Genomic DNA, 18,628 nt, shown 5'->3' with positions numbered 1-18,628 from the left:
CCGCCCCGAATGTCAACTCCTGACTTAACGACCCACGAGACAATCATCAATGCCGAGCAAGCAGGCCGGCGCGTGGACCAGTTTATCGCGCTGATGCTTGACGGCATCAGCCGCGGGCAAATCCGCAAAGCGATTGACGCTGGCTTGGTGACCATCGATGGCGAGCCGTGCAAACCGGCCCACAAGTTGACCGCCGGCGAGTTGCTGGTCGTCAAGCCGATCGCCGCCTATTCGGACGAGCAGATTGGGCTGAACGTCCATCTCAATATTATCTATCAGGATGACCGGATTGCGGTCATCAACAAACCGGCCGGCATGATTACCCATCCGGCCAAGGGGCACTGGAAGGGAACGCTGACCGAAGGGCTGAAAGGTCAGTTCCCCCAGCTCAGCACCATCGGCGGGCCCACGCGTCCCGGTATCGTGCATCGCTTGGACCGCGACACCAGCGGCGTGATCGTGATCGCCAAAGATGACGCAGCGCATGAGTTTCTCAAAACGCAATTTCAGGATCGCCTGACCGAAAAAGAATATTTCGCAATGGTGATCGGCGCGCCTGATCGTGATCGCGACATGATCAACGAACCGGTCGGTCCACATCCCAAAATTCGTGAACGGATGGCGATCCGCCGCGGCGATGACGAAGGCAAAGACGCCCAAACCTTCTACGAAGTGCTGGAACGCTACGACGGTTTCGCCGCGATAAAAGCGCTTCCCAAAACTGGCCGCACCCATCAAATCCGCGTCCACCTCATGCACGCGGGTCACCCGGTCCTGTGCGACCCGCTGTACGGCAGCCGCCGCTTCTTGTCCCTAGGTGAGCTGCAACACGACGACGATCGCACCGTCTTACTCAACCGCACCGCGCTGCACGCCCATCGCATCGTGATCGCGCATCCCGACGACGGTGAGATGCGCGAGTTCATCGCCCCGCTACCTGCTGATTTAGAGCGGACGCAGACGATGCTGCGACAGTTGCGGCCGGTGCGATAAGTCTTTCCCGTTTTGGGTGCCATGGCCACGGTCTTACGTGGCCATGAATGTGCGCGAGTTTTCTGTTTGATTATACAGCTTAAGTGACGTTGGAATAGTCACGGAAATGCCGTAGCGATGGTATCCATGCTAAGTGACTATAAGTTGCGAGGCTGTTTGAGGTTTACCCAGGTAGAAACAAGGAACATTGCCATCGTTCCAGCCAGATTTACGGCTAATTCTGCGTGGCGAGCGGAAGGGCGGTATTGAGTGATACCCTGCCCGTGTGCATTACTTACGCGATTACGAAGTGCACCAATTCCTTCGACTACTGACGCGCATCCACCAAGGATTCGTCGGAAAATCTCTTCAGTGTGTTGACTTGGAGCCATCTTCAATTGCTCCGCCGTTAAGCGGTAAAGTTTGGGCAAGTCAGCATTTCCATCATACTCGATATCCAAATCGTCAAGGATGTGTTTGCAGACACTCTCCAGCAGCGTGCGAGCCAGCGTAATAGCACCGTCTAGATTCTCCGCACGACGTTCGAGTGCCCGTTGCCATATTTCATGGACGTAGTCGGAGCTAAGCTCCGGCAGGACTGCGCTTATAGTAGTGTCAGACGGACTTTGAACAATTCCCTCAAGTGACTCAAGCAGCGGATTGAACTCTTCCCAAATGTGGGTCCGCCGTTCAGCATACGTCGGAAATTTATACTTTATGTACTGCCAGAACTGTGATGCGGTTCGATTAGTCAGTATGAATCGCGGCAGCAACGCTTTTACACGAGTGTCTCGGATGAGTAGGTGACGAAGGTACTCGTACTCATTGTCGTCGCAACCGCCGGTAGCCCGATCAACGCAGATGTTCTGTAATTGTTCAGTTGTCTCGGTAAGTTTTACGCGATCTTGAGCCATCAATCATGTCTTTCGGAGGTAGGCCGTTTTGTTGAAGACAATAAGATGCCCTGATGGTTCGAATTAATGTATTTCAAATAGGTATGCTGATGCCGTGACACGGCCGTGCGTGTCTAAGAATGGGCGCGAGTGTACAGTTTGATTACGTCGATTTAGTAATGTTGGAATGGTCTCTTCTCGCACTTTTCTCGCCGTCTACTTGATTGTTGCCGCATTCATGGCCACGCAAGGCCGTGGCCATGGCACCCGATACAATGAATGTGCGTGGAAACTCGTCTAGCGCCAGAGATTCGATGTCATCCCGTCATCCAAATTTGTTAATATCGGAACGCTTTCGCGATTCAACATGATGGGCAAATCTAATCCTGATTCCCAGGCCATCGCGCTTGACCACGGCCAGTCAATTGTCCGGCTCACGAGTCCTCGACGGACCGGGTTTTCGTGGACGTACCTTATCTTTTCGTGAACATCGCGAGTCGAACGCAGATTGCGATCGTAACCTGGACCGCGTTGCCAGAAGCGATAACATCGTTTGCCGTTGGGCTGGATATCTTCGATCCGATTTAGAAAATCAGGAGAGTTTTCATGCAGCCAAATTATGGCCCGCTTCGCAACCGACTGCTTAATGGTCGACAGAATCGCAGCAATCTTGACGTTTTCACACGGCAGGACGATCAGGTGAACATGCTCCGGCATGATCACATAGGCCCACAAATCAAAGCCGTTCTTCTTACGACTGAATTCAATCGCGTCAATCAAGTACTGACAAGTTCTGGGGCGGCTGAGCAACGGCAAACGGCGGAAGCAGGAGAAGGTGAGAAAGTGGGCCTCTCCAGCGGTTTCAAATCGACGAATTGTCTTTCGATGAGGAGTTTCCATTGACATAGTATCGAATGTCAGGGCGACGCTTGCAACAATTTCCTGCAGTATTTACGGCCACACAAAAACGGGCGCCATGGCCACGCCCTTGCGTGGCCATGATTGCGTGTGAGTGTACCGTTTGGTCACCGCCGATTCAGAAACGTTGGAATGGTTACGAATTGCTAGGTTCTCGCCGTCGATTTGATAGCCGACCGTATTCATGGCCACGCAAGGCCGTGGCCATGGCACCAAAAATCTGGTTGCCGCGTACTTGCTTACTTCAAAGCCGAAATCTCCCCGCTGGCGACCATCGCTTCAAACTTCTCCATCTCCACCTGGCTACCGACGACCATTGGGGTCCGCTGGTGGATGCTGATTGGTTCGATTTCTAACAGGCGGCCTGTGCCGTTTGACGCTTTGCCGCCGGCTTGTTCGCACAGGAATGCGATCGGAAACGCTTCGTACAATATGCGAAGTTTGCCTTCGGGATTATCGGCCGTCGGCGGGTAGAGGAAAATTCCTCCTTTAAGCAGCGTGCGGTGGAAGTCCGACACCATCGAGCCGATATAGCGCGAGCTGTAGGGATGGTTCAATTGCCCGTCACGGAGCATTTGCAGATAATCGGCGTAGCCCGGCGGGAAACTGGCGGCGTAGGCTTCGTTGACCGAATAATATTTTCCTTGTTGCGGCATCTTGATGTCGGGATGGCTTAAAACGAAGGCGCCGATCGACGGATCGAGCGTAAAGCCATGCACGCCAAGACCGACACTATAGACCAGCATCGTCGACGAGCCGTAGACCACATACCCGGCGGCGACTTGCTTGGTTCCCGGCTGCAGCAGCCAGCGTTCTGGCTCATCGCAAGTTGCTCCCTCAGGGCGTCGCATGATCGAAAAGGTCGTGCCGACGCTCACATTTACGTCGATGTTTGAGGAGCCATCGAGCGGATCGAACACCACCGCGTATTTGGCGCCGTCGCTGCAGTGGCCGACGATCTTGGGATGTTCGTTTTCTTCGGACGCCAACACGCCGACACTGGCCCGCGTACTAAGACAGTGCAGCAGCACCTCGTTGGCGTACACATCCAGCTTTTGCTGCACTTCTCCTTGGACGTTGACGTCGCCTGCGGCGCCGACGATGTCGGTCAAACCGGCCGAGCGAACTTTGGCGCCGATCATCTTGGTCGAAAGGGTGATGGCGGAAAGAAGCCACGAGAATTCGCCCGAGGCATGGGGAAAGCGGCGTTGTTCTTGCAGGATGTGCTGCTGAACGGTGGTGATCATCGGACTTCCTTGAGGGTGCGCGGCTGCCCAGAAATTGGGCGAAATCAAACCAAATTTGCTCTGTTTGAGATAAGCAATTGGAATGCCAAAACTAACTTTTCGAGATTCATATTGAGGGGCGATGGCCAGCACGGTCTCGCAATCGCTTACTGCATCACTCAGCCATCCACCGGCGTCTGCGGCGTTTGCAACAGCAATTGATAGTACCCAGCATCCAACCACCCGCCGAACTTAAACCCTGCTTCACGCATCACGCCGGCCAGTACAAACCCTTGTTTAAGATGCAGCGCAACGCTGGCTTGGTTCGCTTGATCGATGACGCCGATCAGGCTGTGGAGATCGCGGGCAATTGCCTGCGCGATGATCTCTTGGAGCAGGATGCCGCCAAGGCCGCGGCCGCGGAAGTCTTGTTGGATGTAGATCGAATGTTCGGCGGTATACTTGTAGCCCGGCTGTGGTCGGAAAGGGCCCATGGTGGTGAACCCCATCAGTCGGCCGTCGTCCTCTTCGGCTCCGAGCACCGGCCAGTTGGCGGCCGCTTTGTTGGCGAACCATGTTTCCATGGTTTCCATGGTTCGCGGGACGTATTCGTACAGGGAGGCCGAGGTGGCGATCTCATGATTGAAGATCGCCAGAATCGCCGAGCCGTGTTGCTCAAGAGAGCAGGGGACTAGTCGCATACGGAAGAGTGCCTGTTAGCTTTTCCGCTGTGGCGGCATCGGTTTGGAGAGGTCAAACTGAGCAGGGACTTCGAGTCCTGCCGCCCAGTAGATGCTGTTGAGTAGGAGACGCTCGAACGATTTGTTCTGGAACTCGTCTTTGTGGCCGAGCGAGGTGTAGAACGACCAGCCTCCATCGGCGCGGCGGAACGTCCAAGCAACTGGTTCGGCCGGTTTGCCTTCAACGGCGCCGGTTAGCAGCGTGGTCGCGCCGTCCGCCAGCGGCGCCGTTTGATAGAGCGATCCGTTTTGGGGGAACGGTTCGCTTGAGACTCCGCGCAGGATCGGATGCTTGGAGTTGTCGTCAACGATTTCGATGGTTGATTTTAAATTGTTCGCGTAGTGGTTGCTGTAGTTTCCGCCCCAGACTTCTTGGTCGAACTCTTCCCACGTTTCGGCTCCGGCCGGTGGCTGTTTGCCGCGTAGGCCAAACGCGTGACTCGCCGTGCGGATGCCGACCATCGGCTTGCCGGCGGCGACATACTTGCGCAGCGCCGCCATTTGCGCCGGCGGCAAAGCGCGACGGCGGACGCTGATCAGCAGCACATCGGCGGTGGCCAACGCTTTTTCTAAACCGGGGATATCATTGGGATCGGTTTCGCTGCCGTAGACATAGCTAACGCGGAAGTCGCGGCCGAGAAAGTCGCCGCCAAATTGCGGCAAGGTTTGGGCCGTTTCGTATTCACTTTCGGCCATCACCATCACCACGTGCGGACGCTTGTCTGCGGCGTAGGCGAACTGCTCGCCGCCGAGGATTTGATCGCTGGTGACGGTGGGGCAAACGTACTTTTCGATATGCGACACGATCAAGTCGGTGCCGGTAAAGTGATTGACAAAGGGCCATGACGCCGGGTTGTACATGGTGTCAGTCAGGTCACGCATCAAGACGACGTTCTTGCCGTTTTTGGCAAGCTGCCGCAATCCGAACGGGCGCCCGAGCACGCACATGTTGGTATGAACGCCGGTCAGAATAACGTTGTTGATGTTTTTGGCGGCGAGGATGCTCCAGACTTCGTCTCCCTTGTCGCTGATATAGTCGCGGGCCGGATCGATCGTCAACTGATCGGTCTCTTGAATCCAAGGTTGGCCTGGGTTGCGCCCGATCGCGGTCAAATACGCTTTCCACTCTTCGCGTTGTTTCGCCTGATCATCATTGCCGCCATCGGATTGATCGACCGGGTAGACTCCCTTTTCTTCCGCTGGAATTTGATAGCACCAGGTGTTAATCTCGGCAGGAATGTCGGCCGCTTTGGGCGTTTGCTCAGCCCGGTTGCGCGCGGGATGATCGACGTAGTGTTTCATGCAGCCGCTGGGAGCGTGGATGATTGTCACGCCTTGCTCGCGGGCCTGCTTCAGCAGATCGTTTAAGCGCGGTGCGAACTGTTGACCACGCTGCACTGCGTTCTGACAAGTGTGAAGGTCCCACATGTCGCAGACGATGATCGCGGTCTGCTCTGGCTTCCACTGTTCGTTGCGCGTCAGCTGATGATAAAGGCCGCTGTCTGGCTTCGTCTCTTGTTGAAACCTCAGCTTCATCGACAGATCATCGCCCAGCAGCGGTGCAACCAACAGCGAAAGCGTAAACAAGCAGCCAGCGAGACGTTTGACGGCCAAGATCATACGTTGTATCCAAAGCGGGAGAGGGAACAGGCGGGACTTGGTCCAATGTAGCTGAAGCGGGAGCGGAGGGGAAATATTTCGTGGTATCGGAGGGGGAACATCCAACGCTAGGTGGGCGGTGAAGTGGAGTGATCCGATCCCGGCGAAACGGAACGAATTACTGATTGAGCGATTCTTCAAATTCGCTCAAATCGGACTCCAGGCGACTATTTTCCTGTTGTTCGACAAACTTCTGCATTTCCGGCAACGCAACTGCAGATGCAGGACCAAACGCGACCAATGCTTCGAAGGCTGCGATGCGGACGTCTTCGTCGCTGGCTTGCAGCAATTCTCGAGCAACGGGAACCGCCTGCTTGGCGTCAGGTCCCATCTTGGCCAGCGCTTCCAGCGTGTAGAGCCGACACCCCACTTTTTTGACCAATTGCGGCGCTGCGGCGGCTAAGGGGGCGCCTGCCGTTTTCATGTCGGCCAACGCCCAGAGCGCCCACTGTGCAGACTCTTCGTTCTCTTCCAGGGCGATCTTAATCAGCGCCGGTACCGCAACTGGTTCCGCTTTTTCGCCCATCGCGGTCAAGATCTCGATGGCATTGGTACTTTGCTCTTCATCCTGCAGTATCGGAACAACGTGCGATGCGTAGTCGGCCGCCAGCGGACCTAATACTTCGAGGGACAACAGCAAGTAGAAACGCTCGTAGCCTTCCGACTCTGGCAGGCGGTCAATGATGCGCGGCATCAGCTCGGTAGTGTCGCCGTTGCTGGCGGCGATTACTTGGGCCGCAGCATACGTAGCGCCGTAAGAATCGAACCGCAGAATTGGTTGGAGGCAGAGTTCCGGCTGGCTGGCGATGGATCCCAAGGCATGGATCGTGTTTTCCTGGTGCTCAACTTTGTCGGATTCGAGCAGCTTCACCAACGCAGGGACCGCCGCTTGGGCGTCAGGCCCCAGATAGTTGAGAGTGCTGAGTGCGGAGAGGACGATCTCTTTGTCTTGGTCCTCAATCGCTTTGACTAGTTCTGGCACGGCGGAAGCCAGTTCCGCTACTTTTACCCATTGGATCGAAGCTTGACGCAGGGCCAGAAAGCTGCCTTCGTTGACGGAGGGGACAACGACCGGTGCGAACTCATTTGAATTGATCTTCTGCAAGTCGTCGAATTCGCCGGCCGCTATCACCGCTGCCGCGCGCACTTCGGCAGGCTGGGCTGGATCTCGAGCAATTGTGTAGAAATCGGTGACTAGAGCGCTCCAGGGAGGAACAAAGTTCTCCGCTTCGTCATCGCCGTGAAAGCTTTCGATCTCGGTGCTCCCCAAGATCGCGGCTGCACGCCGCTGCGGATCGAGCGCTTTGTCGAACGCTATCTTTTGAATTGTCGGCAGCAGGTCAAGATTCAGGTCGTCAAAGATCCGAGAGTTGGTTCCCTGTTCCATCGATGCGTCCACCAGGGCCAAATAACCTTCCGCCGGTTCCAACGGATATTTGGTCAACGCGTAGGCAGCCGCTTGGAGAACTTCTGGATCCTCATCACGCATGCCGCGCTGCAAGACGGGAATCGCTTCCGAAAGCTTGGGCTCACAATTTCCGAGTGCGCTGAGAGCGGAGATCCGTACATCAGGGAAAGTGTCTTTCAACGTCGTCGCCAAGACTTCGACAATCTGCGGCGTTGCAGGACGCACATTCCCCAAGGCCTCTGCCGCATAGATTTTTGCCGAGTATTGCTCGCTATATTCTTCGGTGGTGGGGCTGTTGGCGATTTCGCAAAGACGTGCGATCGTCGCAGCGTTATGGCTCGGTAGAAAGACGGCTCCTTGAGCGCCCTGCAATTGGAGGGCTGGCGCTGCATCGTTCAACCTCGCCAGCAGCTCGGATTCGGCGCCAATTTTCCCCAGCCCTTCGCAGCCAAGATCGACATACAACTGCTCATGAATCAGATGCAGAAACAGGGGTTTGGCTGCGATTGCTGCAGGGCCGATCAAGGCTAACGCTTGATAGCAGCTTTCAACATCACGATCGGCCTTTTCTTCGGTGATCACTCGTCGCATGAGAGAAGGAACAAGCGGCGCCGCATCGGGGCCGAGATCCGAAACAAGATCGACCGATTGGCTAACGACTTCTTCGTTCGTTTCGCTTAGAAGTCGGTCGGCGATTTCCGGCAGTGCAGGCTTTAGCAGCGCAGGATCTTGATAGCGAATGTTGTACAGTGCTGCCGACGCTGCGACGCGGACCATTTCGTCTGGGTCTACTAGGCCAGTACGCAGCGCCGTGACCGAAGCCACATATTGGTGTTCTTCGACGTTCCCCAACGCTTCGCATGCTCTGGCACGGATTTCGGCTTGAGGGAATTTGCTGATCGCCTCGGCCAGCGGCGCGACTGTCTCTAAAGTCCAGGGACGATCCATTGCCGAAACCAGCTCATCGGAAGGCTCGGCTTGAGGATCCTCATCTCCTGCGAAAGAAGGCAACCGAGCTGGTGAGTTGGCCGCGGAAAGGGGCGGCAAGTTTTTCAGCTGATCGGCCAATTGGGTGAAGAAGTCGGCAGCGGTCGGGTCAACCATCAAGGTCACCTCCTGTTTCGTCTCTTGCGTCATCGCAGGTGCTGATTGGGTTTTGGCAGGCTCGCCGACAGGAACTGGCGGATTAGGCGATTCGGCAATCAGCGGCGCATCAGGCTCAGCGGTTGAAGCCGATCGCTCTGCACCGGCTGGCGGCGCCGTCGCGGGTTCTGGTTTCAATCCACATCCAATGAGGAAGAGGACCAAGAGTAGCAGGGATCGCATGGAAAGCTCCGTCAAGCAAGCCAGTAGTGGGGGGGAGGCTGGCCGTTATTGTGCCAGATCCGTTGGCGTTAAACAACGATTTCTCAGCTGCCAGCCGCCATATTGGCCCAGCAGAACAAGCCGTAGGAACTTCGTGGCTTCCAGCATTAAAAAAAGTTCACAATGGTTTACCTTTGACAGTGCTTCAGGTTTACTGAGATTGTAGCGTTGCTTTCGCCCACCGAGATTTGCATCCAGTCCCCTCAGGCACGCCCCATCATGCTTCGTATCTTTCTCGCGCTCGCGTGCGCTGCCGCCTGTTTTGGTGGTTTTCCTGCTGCGGTTCAGGCTCAACTTGGCCCTTACGATCCCTACGCCAAGCCGGTGGATGACGCACCTGCCGTTGCGGCCGATGGAACGCTGCATTGGCCGGTCTTCTATCGCTCGGCCAAGATGGAGTTGAAGTATGAAAACCTTCACAACATGGGCGCTTGTCTGGGGACGAACAAAGCGGTTACCGTGCCGGTCGAGAAGAACAAGCTGAACATCGATGCATTGCCCGAAGTTTCGATCACCGGCCGTGTGATTCAGGTCGGCCACGGCAGCATCTTTGTGCAGCAGCCCGATGGCAAAGTCGACATGATCGTGACCCATCCCGCAGGCGTTTCACGCGTGGATGTGACCGGCGATGTTCCGGCCAGTTGGATAACAAACGGGATGCTGGTTCGCTTTCTTGGTGAGGTCGATAAAACAGGGCACAGCACCGATCCGGTTGACGCAGTCGACGTGATGAGCACGTTGGTTGATTTTGCGCCGCCAGTAGTGGAGCCCGGCGTTCGACAAAAAATTACCGCCAAGGTGCGCAGCCTGCATGGAAATACGTTGGTGGTTACAGCGCTGAGCGGCTCGCTGCGCAAGTTGACCATCAGGCTAACGGATCAAGCGGTTGCGCATTTGCTGACTAAAGAATTGAAGTACACGACGATCGGCGATGAGCTGACCGCCAAGGGACATCTTTATGCGGTCGCCGGTGGCAAACCAGAGCGTTGCATCTTCGCATCGGACGTGACGGTCAGCAAACAGACGAGGCAGACCGAAGTTAAGCAGGCAGATACCCAGCCGACGCTAACAAATCTGTAAAAAGTGTTCTTGATAGTCCGATGCGTGAGAGCTTGTTACTACTGGGGGAATAAAAACTTCACCAGATCGTTGGTTCCGATCATGCGCGTGGTGTGAAACAACTCGCCGCTCAGAAAGCCGGCTTGCGAACCAATGAACGAGGCGGCGCCGCGGACGCGGTCGAAGACGTAATCTTTTTCAGGCGGAAACTGCGTGGCATAGCAGCGGACGCTGTTGATCTTGGTTTCGAGCGTGTCGCTGATGTCGACAACGAACGAACCAGGCGCTTCGGGATGCTCCATCGGCTCGAAGACTAGCCGATAGTAAAGCTGCTTGGCGATCGTGTGGACCGGCAGCCCATCGAAGTGGTCATCCCATTTGGTCAGACGAGAGTAAAACGTCGCCGCATCGGTGATCTGCATCGCTTGCCAATGGTCAGGCGAAGCAAGCGGCGTCTTGCCGCCAAAGCCCAGCACCACTTTGGGGCGATACTTGCGAAACTCTTTGGCCAGCGCGACGCGCGATTCAAAGCAGTCAAACAGCCGGCGATTCGGAAGCTCTAGCGTGACGCGGACGTCGATGCCCAACACTTGCGCCGCGGCTTGGGCTTCGGCCAGGCGAACCTCGGGACCCGGCGAGCGGGGCGTCGGCTCGCCGTCGGTTAGGTCAATGATACCGACCTTATAACCTTGCTGGCATAGCTTGGCCAAAGTTCCCCCGCAGGCAATTTCGACATCGTCGGGATGTGCGCCGACGGCGATCACGTCAAGCTGTGGAAAGTTGTCGAGGATCGTCACGCGGTTGCGGCTCCTGAAGCTAAGTCAGCGGGCATCGATTGTCTGAAGTCGTTGGTTACGACTTCAGCGGTTTGATCGCGGTGATCAGGAAGGTCGGGTTGAGCGACTCAAATCGATGCCGTTCCAGCTGGTAGGTGCTGTGGGCGATGTTGATCATCGTCGCGCGAGCTTCGCCTGCCAACCGTTGCAGCAACTCGTGCACTTCATGCAGGTTTTCGATGCTGCCGATGTTCAGCACGATCCGCCCGCCCGGTTTCAGCCGAGCATAGGCCGGCTCCGTAATGCCGCGGACATGACGACCAGCGCCGCCGATGAAGATGCTGTCCGGGTCGGGCAGGTCTTCCCAGGCTTCTGGCGCTTTGCCCAAGATCGGGGTTAGGTTGGTGACCCCAAACGAATCGGCGTTTGACTTGATCACGCCGTGATCTTCGGGATCCATTTCAATCGCGTAGACGGCGCCTGCCGAGGCGATCATCGCCGCTTCGATCGAGACCGATCCGCTGCCGGCGCCCACGTCCCAAACGATGCTGGTCGGGCCTAGATCCAATTGCGAGAGCGCGATCGCGCGTGTCTCGGCCGAGGTGAGCAGCCCGCGCTTCGGCTTCGATTGTAGGAAGACTTCGTCCGGGTTGCCAAAGAGTCGCTTGCCGACCAGTGCGATCGGACGATCGGGAACACCGGGCTTGCGAATCAGGATCATCACGTTAAGCAAGCCAAATTGCTGCTCGGCGATTTCGGCCAGCTCGCCTTGCGTGACGCGTTCGTTGGGCGAACCGAGGTTTTCGCAGACATAGGCTGAAAAGTAATCGAGCTTTTGGGAGAGCAGCGCTTTGGCAATTGCCGCCGGCGTATGCTGATCGGTGGTGAACAGGCCGACTTTTTCAGAGAGCCGCGCGTTTTGCACGACGCGCTCTAGCGATTGCGTCGCCAGGTTGGCCAGATAGGCTTCGTCCCAGCTTTCTTTGACGCGGGCAAAGGCCAGCTGCATGCTGCTGACGTGCGGCAACACCTCAAAGTGCTCTTTGCCGATCTCGTCGCACAGATAACGGGCGACTCCGTAAAAGAGCGGATCGCCGCTGGTCAGAACGACAATGTTTTTGCCGGTCGAGCGTTTGACCCGCTCGACAATCGCGTTCAGGTCGGCGCCGACCGGTAGTTTTTCGGCTTTGACCGAATCGACATAGTCCAGCACTTGCGGACTGCCGATAATCAGGTCGGCCGCGCCGATGCGCTGGGTCGCCTGAGCGGTGAGTCCGTCAAAACCATCGTCGCCGATGCCGATAATCTGAATCTTGGCCGCTGAGTTCACGCCGCCCTCGCGTCGATTGGGGTTCGAAGAGAATCCACCGATTTTAAGAGATCGGCGGCGATGCCGAAAGCTGGCGCCAAGGATTGATTGGGAGAAGTTTTGGCGTTAGAACCGGTAGCTTGGCGGATATGAACCTCTGCTCTCCGCTTCCCATCCCCCCGAGCCAGCCCCGATATGCCTACGATCGTCGTGACCGCGTCGCATTACCTGACGACCGACTGGCCGTATTACCAGCGGTTGCGCGCGGCCGGGTTTGAGATCCGCTTTGCCGACTTGTCCAAGTCGTTATGGGACAGCGATTGTCTGGTTGAGGCGCTGGAAGGCGCCGACGCCGTGATTTGCAGCACCGAGCCTTACACGCCAGAAGTGCTACGCCGGACCAAGGTTAGGGTCCTCTCGCGAACCGGGGTCGGATATGACTCGGTCGATGTGGCGGCGGCAACGCAGCGTAACATTATGGTCTGCCGCACGCCGGGCGTCCTGCACCAGTCGGTCGTTGAGCATACGATCGGCATGATCCTGGCCATGTACCGCAACGTCATCCAACAAAACGCCCAAGTCCGCGCCGGGAATTGGGATCGCACGGTCGGACCCCGAGCACTGGGCAAAACGCTAGGGCTCATCGGCTACGGCGTGATCGGAAAAGAAGTCGCGAAAGCCGCGAGCTTGCTCGGCATGCACGTAATCGCCTACGACCCGATCGCGCCGGCGGGCGGACCAAGTGAAGTCGAGCGAGTCGAGCTTGACCAGATTTGGCGCCGCAGCGATGTGGTGAGTCTGCATGCTCCCTGCACGCCGGAGACCGCACAAATCATCAACCAACAAACCCTGTCTCTTATGAAAGACAACGCGATGCTGATCAACACCTCACGCGGCGGATTGATCAACGAAGCGGAACTGGCCGCGGCGATGCAAGCAGGCAAGTTGCGCGGAGCAGCGCTCGACGTCTTCGAACAAGAGCCAATCAACGCAGATAATCCGCTGCTAGAAGTCGATAACATTTACTTCACCGCTCATATGGCCGGACTGGATGAGCAATCGCTCTTGGATATGTCGAACATGGCGGCCCAGAATATTGTCGATCTGTATGAGGGGCGATGGCCGACAGAAACTATGGTGAACGGAGGGGAGTTGCGTGGGTGGAAGTGGTAAGGACGCGCGGGGAAGAGGTTTAAATGGGGCAGTCGATTGGGCCTTGACTTCCAGTTTTTGAAGAGCCCACTTTGTTGCGATGAGGCCCCCACAGGATTGATAAACTATGCACGATTTAACCAATCTCGATCTCCCCAAACTCCGCGAGCGCTGCACCGCCGGCGAGTCGTTTGAGTACGTTCACTTCTGGGGGCATCAGACCAGCAAAGATGGCGTGATGACTCGATCCTGCTTTAGCCAGTGGTTCGCTGCGCCGTTCACCGTAGAAGGCATAACGTATTCTACGGCCGAACATTGGATGATGGCGGGCAAAGCGAAGCTGTTTGGTGATGCCGAAGTCCTGCCCCAGATCATCGCTGCCGCAGATCCAAAAGAAGCCAAGGCCCTGGGACGCAAGGTCGCTAACTTTGATGACGCCGTTTGGAAAGCAAATTGCCGTGCGATTGTGACTGTGGGCAACATTCACAAATTCACCCAGCACGAAGCGATGAAGCAGGTGCTGCTCGATACCGGCGACACGGTGCTTGTCGAAGCGGCGCCGCGCGATCAAATTTGGGGAATCGGCATGGGCGCCGCGAATGAGAATGCGTGTAACCCACTGAAGTGGCGCGGGCAAAACCTGCTTGGTTTTGTGCTGATGGATGTACGCGCAAAGTTGCAGCGGTAGAGAACATTGCTTTAGGCAATCCTGATCCGCGTCGCCATGGTCTCACCTTTTCGTGCTGCAAGACTTGCCAATGGGACGCCCGTCCAATGCGATTCTAGGGCAAAGAACATGATCAATGGTGAAAGTTGATTGGTAGAAGGTCGCGGCACACTTCCCAAGAGAAAAAAAAGGGATCCGGCTATTTATACGGATTGCCCTAAGATGAACGCACCCATTCTTGAGTAGGGTTGTTGGGCCGCGTTCGATTCGATCTTGAGCAAGTCCGCGCAGGCATTCTTATTTTTTCTGAATGAGTCGCCGGTAAATTTTGAAGATCCCCCCAACCGAACCGGTGTTTTGCGGTTCGTGCGCAAACATTTGTCGACGTATCCAATTTGCCTAAGGCACCACGGCCATATTGTCGATCTGGATTTGTAAAGTACCAAGGATGGTCAGAGGCCGGAGAACGCGAAGTCGTTGCGCGTTTTCCATCTGTAAGAGGTAAAGCCTGCGAACACAATATAAAATCGATTTAGTGAGAGCTTTGATACATGACGCGCATCAATACCAACGTTAGTTCTCTTGTTGCGCAAAAGAACTTGGGCCGATCGAATGCTGACCTGAATACGACGCTGACGCGTCTCAGTACTGGTCTTCGCATTAATAGCGGCAAAGATGATCCGGCCGGTTTGATCGCCAGCGAAGCTCTGCGCAGCGACATTACCAGCGTCGAAAAAGCAATTACCAACAGCGAACGCGCCAATCAACTGATCTCGACGGCCGACAGCGCCTTGGGGCAGGTCAGCTCGCTGCTGAACGACATTCGGGGACTAATCTCGGAAGCGGCAAATACGGGCGCACTGAGCGACGATCAAATCGCGGCGAATCAGCTGCAGATTGACTCTTCGCTCGAAGCGATTGATCGGATTGCTCAGGTCACGTCGTTCCAGGGAAAACGTCTGCTTGATGGCAATTTGGACTTCATTACGCAAGACGTCAACACTTCCGGTATTCAAGGTCTGCGAATCGATCAAGCCAACTTCGGTGCGCAAAGCTCGATCGGCGTGAATGTCAATGTAGTCAAGCAGGCGACGCGCGGCGAGCTGAGCTATGGTTTTGGCGCTGTAGCGGACGACCTGGTACTGGAAGTCGGGGGCGCCAACGGCACCGAAGCGTTCAACTTCGCCAAAGGGTCAACGATCGAAGAAATCGCATCGGCCGTCAATTTGGTCTCGGACGCTACCGGCGTCGAAGCAGTGGTGGAAACGGCCGCGACCAAGGGTACATTGACCGTCAGCAGTTATGGTACGGACAACGACATCGTCCTCACCGCCAACGAAGCGGGATTCGATCCGGGCGATGTTCGTATCAAGTACAGCGTCGGAACTTCCACCGCCACAACGGCCTCGTATACCGCGCCGGTTGGTGCTGAACCGGGCAAGCTGGAAGTGACGTTGGGGGTCTCGGATTATGAACCGGCGACATTGCTGGTCGACACGGCGGGGGACAACAACGCCTTCTCTATCACCGCCAATGAAGCGGGCGAAGACTACAATGGCTTGAAGATCCTTTTCGACAACAGCGCCGAATTAGGGGATGAATCGGCTGCGTACTACGCGTCTGACAATAAGTTGATCATCCGCAAGAATGCCAATTCCAATGCGGATGCGATTGTTGCGGCGATCAACAATGCTACCGAACGGACGGCAGCGAGCTTCGTCACGGGCGGCCCTGCAAACGCTTCGCTGACCATCACCTCGAAGCTGCTCGGAGACCAAAGCAACGGAGTCGGCATCGAGTATGTTGACAACGCTTCCCTTACCGGGGGGGCAATCGTTGCGTTTGACGAAACGAACAACAAACTGGTGATCCAGATCGACGACAACGTCACGACCGGTACGGAAATTCGTGATGCGATCAATGCACAATACGGAGACCTCTTCAACGCGGAATATACGGGCGCAGGCACCGGCGCGGCTGCAGTGCAAACTTCGTACATCCCAGGAAGCTCGACCTTCAGCGGCGGTACGGCGCCAGCCCGTTCGGAAGCTTCGGTCTATACTCAAGGGGGTAATGCCGACGCGCAAATTCATGTTCGCGCTCTGTCGGGCGGATCTGATATCGACGGTGTGCAGCTCATCTATTCGACGTCGGCCGGCGTTACGGCCGGTAACGAAACGGCGACCTACGATGCAGACGCCAAAACGCTGACGGTGCAGATTCAAGACAACACGTCCACCGCCAACCAGGTCATTACAGCGATTGACGCGACCGGTCTGTTTGACGCCCGCGCTGCTTTAGGCAGTGACGGCACCGGCGCCGTCCAGACATCCGACCTCACCGGCAGCGAGTTGTTTTTTGGAGGCAATCGCCAAAAGGTCACCGAATTGTTCACGGCGGCGGTCATCGAAACGACCGGCTATGGCGGCGGCGCTGGCATTGTCTCGTACACGGGACACTACGGGGCAACCGCTTCCGGCGGCGTGAAAGGGGGCGAGATCATCGCCACCGCGAATGACGTCATCGCTGCGATTAATGCAGCCACTGGCAACGACAAGGTTACCGCTTCGCTCGCCGTCGGCAACGATGGACACGACACGGTCACCGCGTTCACCAACTTCGCCTATAGCGGCGTCGAAGAGAAGAATACAAGTCTGCAGTTTCTAGCGCCGGACGATTCGCCAAACATTCGGTTTGTTTCCAGCCCCAATAGCGGATTGAGCATCGACACGACGACCGATCCGCGTGTCGAGGGTCTGTCCCAAGCGATCATCCAAAATGCGGACGCGAACGGCACTTTCTCGATCACCAGCAAGCTGAAGGGGACCGACTTCGACGGTTACACGATCAGCTTCGTGGACGACAATGCCCTGTCCGGCGGCGGTGATGAATTCGCCGTACTCGACAAAGAAGCCAAAACGCTCGTCCTGCACATTCAGGACGGTGTTTCCACTGCCGCAAACATCCTCGACTCGATCAACAACGACGAATACGTCAGCGAATTCTTCAAAGCGGAGAATTTTGGCTCCAGTGACGGAACCGATGCGGTGACGATTGCCGACTTGCCCTCCTCGATCACGACAACCGGAGGTCTGGTCAGCGAAGGTACACTAATCGTCAACCTGGAAACCGACGTCGACGGTAATATCAAAACGACGGCCAATGACTTGATCGCCTTCTTTGATGATCCCAGCGAGTTCATCTCGGATCCGACTCAAGCAGCGACTGCCCTGACTTACTTGCAAGATCGCGGTATCAGCGTCACCAACGTGAGCGGCAGCGATGGCAGCGGTAAGCTGTCTATCACAACCGACGATATCTCGTTCGCGACAAGCGGAACCCAACTAGAAAATGCCCAGGCTGCAGGCACAACCTTTGCCGTGAACGGCGCCAACGCCCAAGTGACCTTCACGGCCATCAATTCGGGCGCCGATTACGATGATGTCACCGTTCAGTTCGTGAATGACGCCACGGTTACGGCGGGTGTGGATGAACGGGGCGAATACGATGCGGCGACGAAAACGCTGACCTTCTTCATTCAGGAAGGGGTCTCCACCGCCGCCGATATCAAAGACATCTTCGACTCGAGCGCCGGAAACTACGACGCTAGTCTGTCGCTGCTATTTAGTGCAACAGCCGGCGGCACCGGCGCTGGAGCGATAACAACCGACGACACCGGCACGCTTACCGGCGGAGTCATTGACACCGGTTCGACCGACGGAGCGGCATTGCTCGATAATGAGGACCTTGAGAATACGGGCCTCACATTTCGGGCGACCAATTTCGGTTCGGATGCCTTTGTCAGCGTGAAGGCCCTCAGCGGTACTTTCAGCCTGACCGATCAGAGCGGCAATACCAACGTCGATCGCGTCTCGGGGACTGACGTCGATGTTCGGATCAACGGTATTCAAGCGATTGGCGATGGTTTGAAGGCCGCCATCAATACTTCTTCGCTCGACCTGAGCTTCTCGCTGGGCGAAGACGTCACCGACGACTCGACATTCGACTTTGCTATTGTCGGCGGCGGCGCCTTGTTCCAACTGGGCCCGGACGTGGTCAGCAACCAGCAAGCTCGGCTCGGTATCCAAAGCGTTAACACGTCGACCTTAGGCGGCGTCAGCGGACGATTGTTTGAGATTCGATCGGGCGGCGCCAAGAGCCTTGCGGCGGACGTGGGCGGAGCCGCCAAAATTGTGGACGAGGTCATCTCGGTCGTGACCTCGCTTCGCGGCCGCCTGGGCGCCTTCCAAAAGACGACCTTGGATTCAAACATCTATTCGTTGAACGACACGCTGGCCAATCTGACCGAAGCCGAAAGCTCGATTCGTGACGCGGACTTCGCTGCCGAATCGGCCAAATTGACGCGAGCTCAGATTCTCGTTCAGTCAGGTACGTCAGTGTTGGGCATCGCCAAACAGAACCCGCAAAACGTGCTGAGCCTACTCCGATAACCTAGCGCATAAAAAAAGCCGCGACAAACGTCG

Annotated in this window: 13 protein-coding genes; 5 read left to right on the top strand and 8 right to left on the bottom strand. The window is 56.4% G+C overall.

The genetic code is table 11. The annotated features are described in order from the left end of the window. The first annotated feature begins 9 nt into the window (after positions 1 to 9). Positions 10 to 993: an RluA family pseudouridine synthase gene (locus tag SH421x_RS18070; protein WP_488851094.1), complete on the top strand. Its 984-nt coding sequence runs from the start codon at positions 10 to 12 to the stop codon at positions 991 to 993. Between the two features lie 137 nt (positions 994 to 1,130). On the opposite strand, the gene SH421x_RS18065 is transcribed toward SH421x_RS18070, so the two are convergent. The 6 genes from SH421x_RS18065 to SH421x_RS18040 all read right to left on the bottom strand — a co-directional run bounded on the left by SH421x_RS18065 (position 1,131) and on the right by SH421x_RS18040 (position 9,142). Beyond that, positions 1,131 to 1,886, bottom strand: coding sequence for an abortive infection family protein (locus SH421x_RS18065; RefSeq protein ID WP_488851092.1), 756 nt, complete (start codon positions 1,884 to 1,886; stop codon positions 1,131 to 1,133). A gap of 276 nt (positions 1,887 to 2,162) precedes the next feature. Continuing rightward, positions 2,163 to 2,765, bottom strand: coding sequence for an REP-associated tyrosine transposase (locus tag SH421x_RS18060; RefSeq protein ID WP_488851089.1), 603 nt, complete (start codon positions 2,763 to 2,765; stop codon positions 2,163 to 2,165). Positions 2,766 to 3,022: 257 nt separating this feature from the next. After that, complete coding sequence (gene fbp / locus SH421x_RS18055; protein WP_488851087.1) at positions 3,023 to 4,030, bottom strand: class 1 fructose-bisphosphatase; 1,008 nt, start codon at positions 4,028 to 4,030, stop codon at positions 3,023 to 3,025. A gap of 158 nt (positions 4,031 to 4,188) precedes the next feature. Continuing rightward, entirely contained in the window at positions 4,189 to 4,710 is a 522-nt protein-coding gene (locus SH421x_RS18050) for a GNAT family N-acetyltransferase (RefSeq protein WP_488851086.1), read from the bottom strand. A gap of 15 nt (positions 4,711 to 4,725) precedes the next feature. After that, a complete protein-coding gene (locus SH421x_RS18045) occupies positions 4,726 to 6,369 on the bottom strand; it encodes an isochorismatase family protein (RefSeq protein ID WP_488851084.1) in 1,644 nt (547 codons plus the stop codon). A 157-nt stretch (positions 6,370 to 6,526) separates the two neighbouring features. Beyond that, positions 6,527 to 9,142 carry a HEAT repeat domain-containing protein gene (locus SH421x_RS18040; RefSeq protein ID WP_488851082.1) on the bottom strand — a complete coding sequence of 872 codons (2,616 nt, stop codon included), beginning with the start codon at positions 9,140 to 9,142 and terminating at the stop codon, positions 6,527 to 6,529. A gap of 258 nt (positions 9,143 to 9,400) precedes the next feature. On the opposite strand from SH421x_RS18040, the gene SH421x_RS18035 reads away from it, so the two are divergent. After that, positions 9,401 to 10,261: a hypothetical protein gene (locus SH421x_RS18035; protein ID WP_488851080.1), complete on the top strand. Its 861-nt coding sequence runs from the start codon at positions 9,401 to 9,403 to the stop codon at positions 10,259 to 10,261. Between the two features lie 38 nt (positions 10,262 to 10,299). Here SH421x_RS18035 and SH421x_RS18030 read toward each other — a convergent pair whose 3' ends face one another. Further along, positions 10,300 to 11,037: a PIG-L family deacetylase gene (locus SH421x_RS18030; RefSeq protein ID WP_488851078.1), complete on the bottom strand. Its 738-nt coding sequence runs from the start codon at positions 11,035 to 11,037 to the stop codon at positions 10,300 to 10,302. A 55-nt stretch (positions 11,038 to 11,092) separates the two neighbouring features. Then, positions 11,093 to 12,346 carry a precorrin-6y C5,15-methyltransferase (decarboxylating) subunit CbiE gene (cbiE, locus tag SH421x_RS18025; RefSeq protein ID WP_488851076.1) on the bottom strand — a complete coding sequence of 418 codons (1,254 nt, stop codon included), beginning with the start codon at positions 12,344 to 12,346 and terminating at the stop codon, positions 11,093 to 11,095. A 174-nt stretch (positions 12,347 to 12,520) separates the two neighbouring features. Between cbiE and SH421x_RS18020 the strand changes: the two genes are divergently transcribed. From SH421x_RS18020 to SH421x_RS18010, 3 genes are all read left to right on the top strand, one after another. Continuing rightward, positions 12,521 to 13,498: a phosphoglycerate dehydrogenase gene (locus tag SH421x_RS18020; protein WP_488851074.1), complete on the top strand. Its 978-nt coding sequence runs from the start codon at positions 12,521 to 12,523 to the stop codon at positions 13,496 to 13,498. Positions 13,499 to 13,604: 106 nt separating this feature from the next. Continuing rightward, the gene (gene ybiA / locus SH421x_RS18015) at positions 13,605 to 14,165 is read left to right on the top strand and encodes a riboflavin biosynthesis intermediates N-glycosidase (RefSeq protein ID WP_488851072.1); all 561 of its coding nucleotides are present in this window, start codon (positions 13,605 to 13,607) and stop codon (positions 14,163 to 14,165) included. Positions 14,166 to 14,695: 530 nt separating this feature from the next. After that, positions 14,696 to 18,595 carry a flagellin N-terminal helical domain-containing protein gene (locus SH421x_RS18010; RefSeq protein ID WP_488851070.1) on the top strand — a complete coding sequence of 1,300 codons (3,900 nt, stop codon included), beginning with the start codon at positions 14,696 to 14,698 and terminating at the stop codon, positions 18,593 to 18,595. Positions 18,596 to 18,628: the final 33 nt, after the last annotated feature.

It is taken from the genome of Blastopirellula sp. SH421, assembly GCF_057808535.1.
This window is presented reverse-complemented; position numbering and strand designations above follow the sequence as displayed.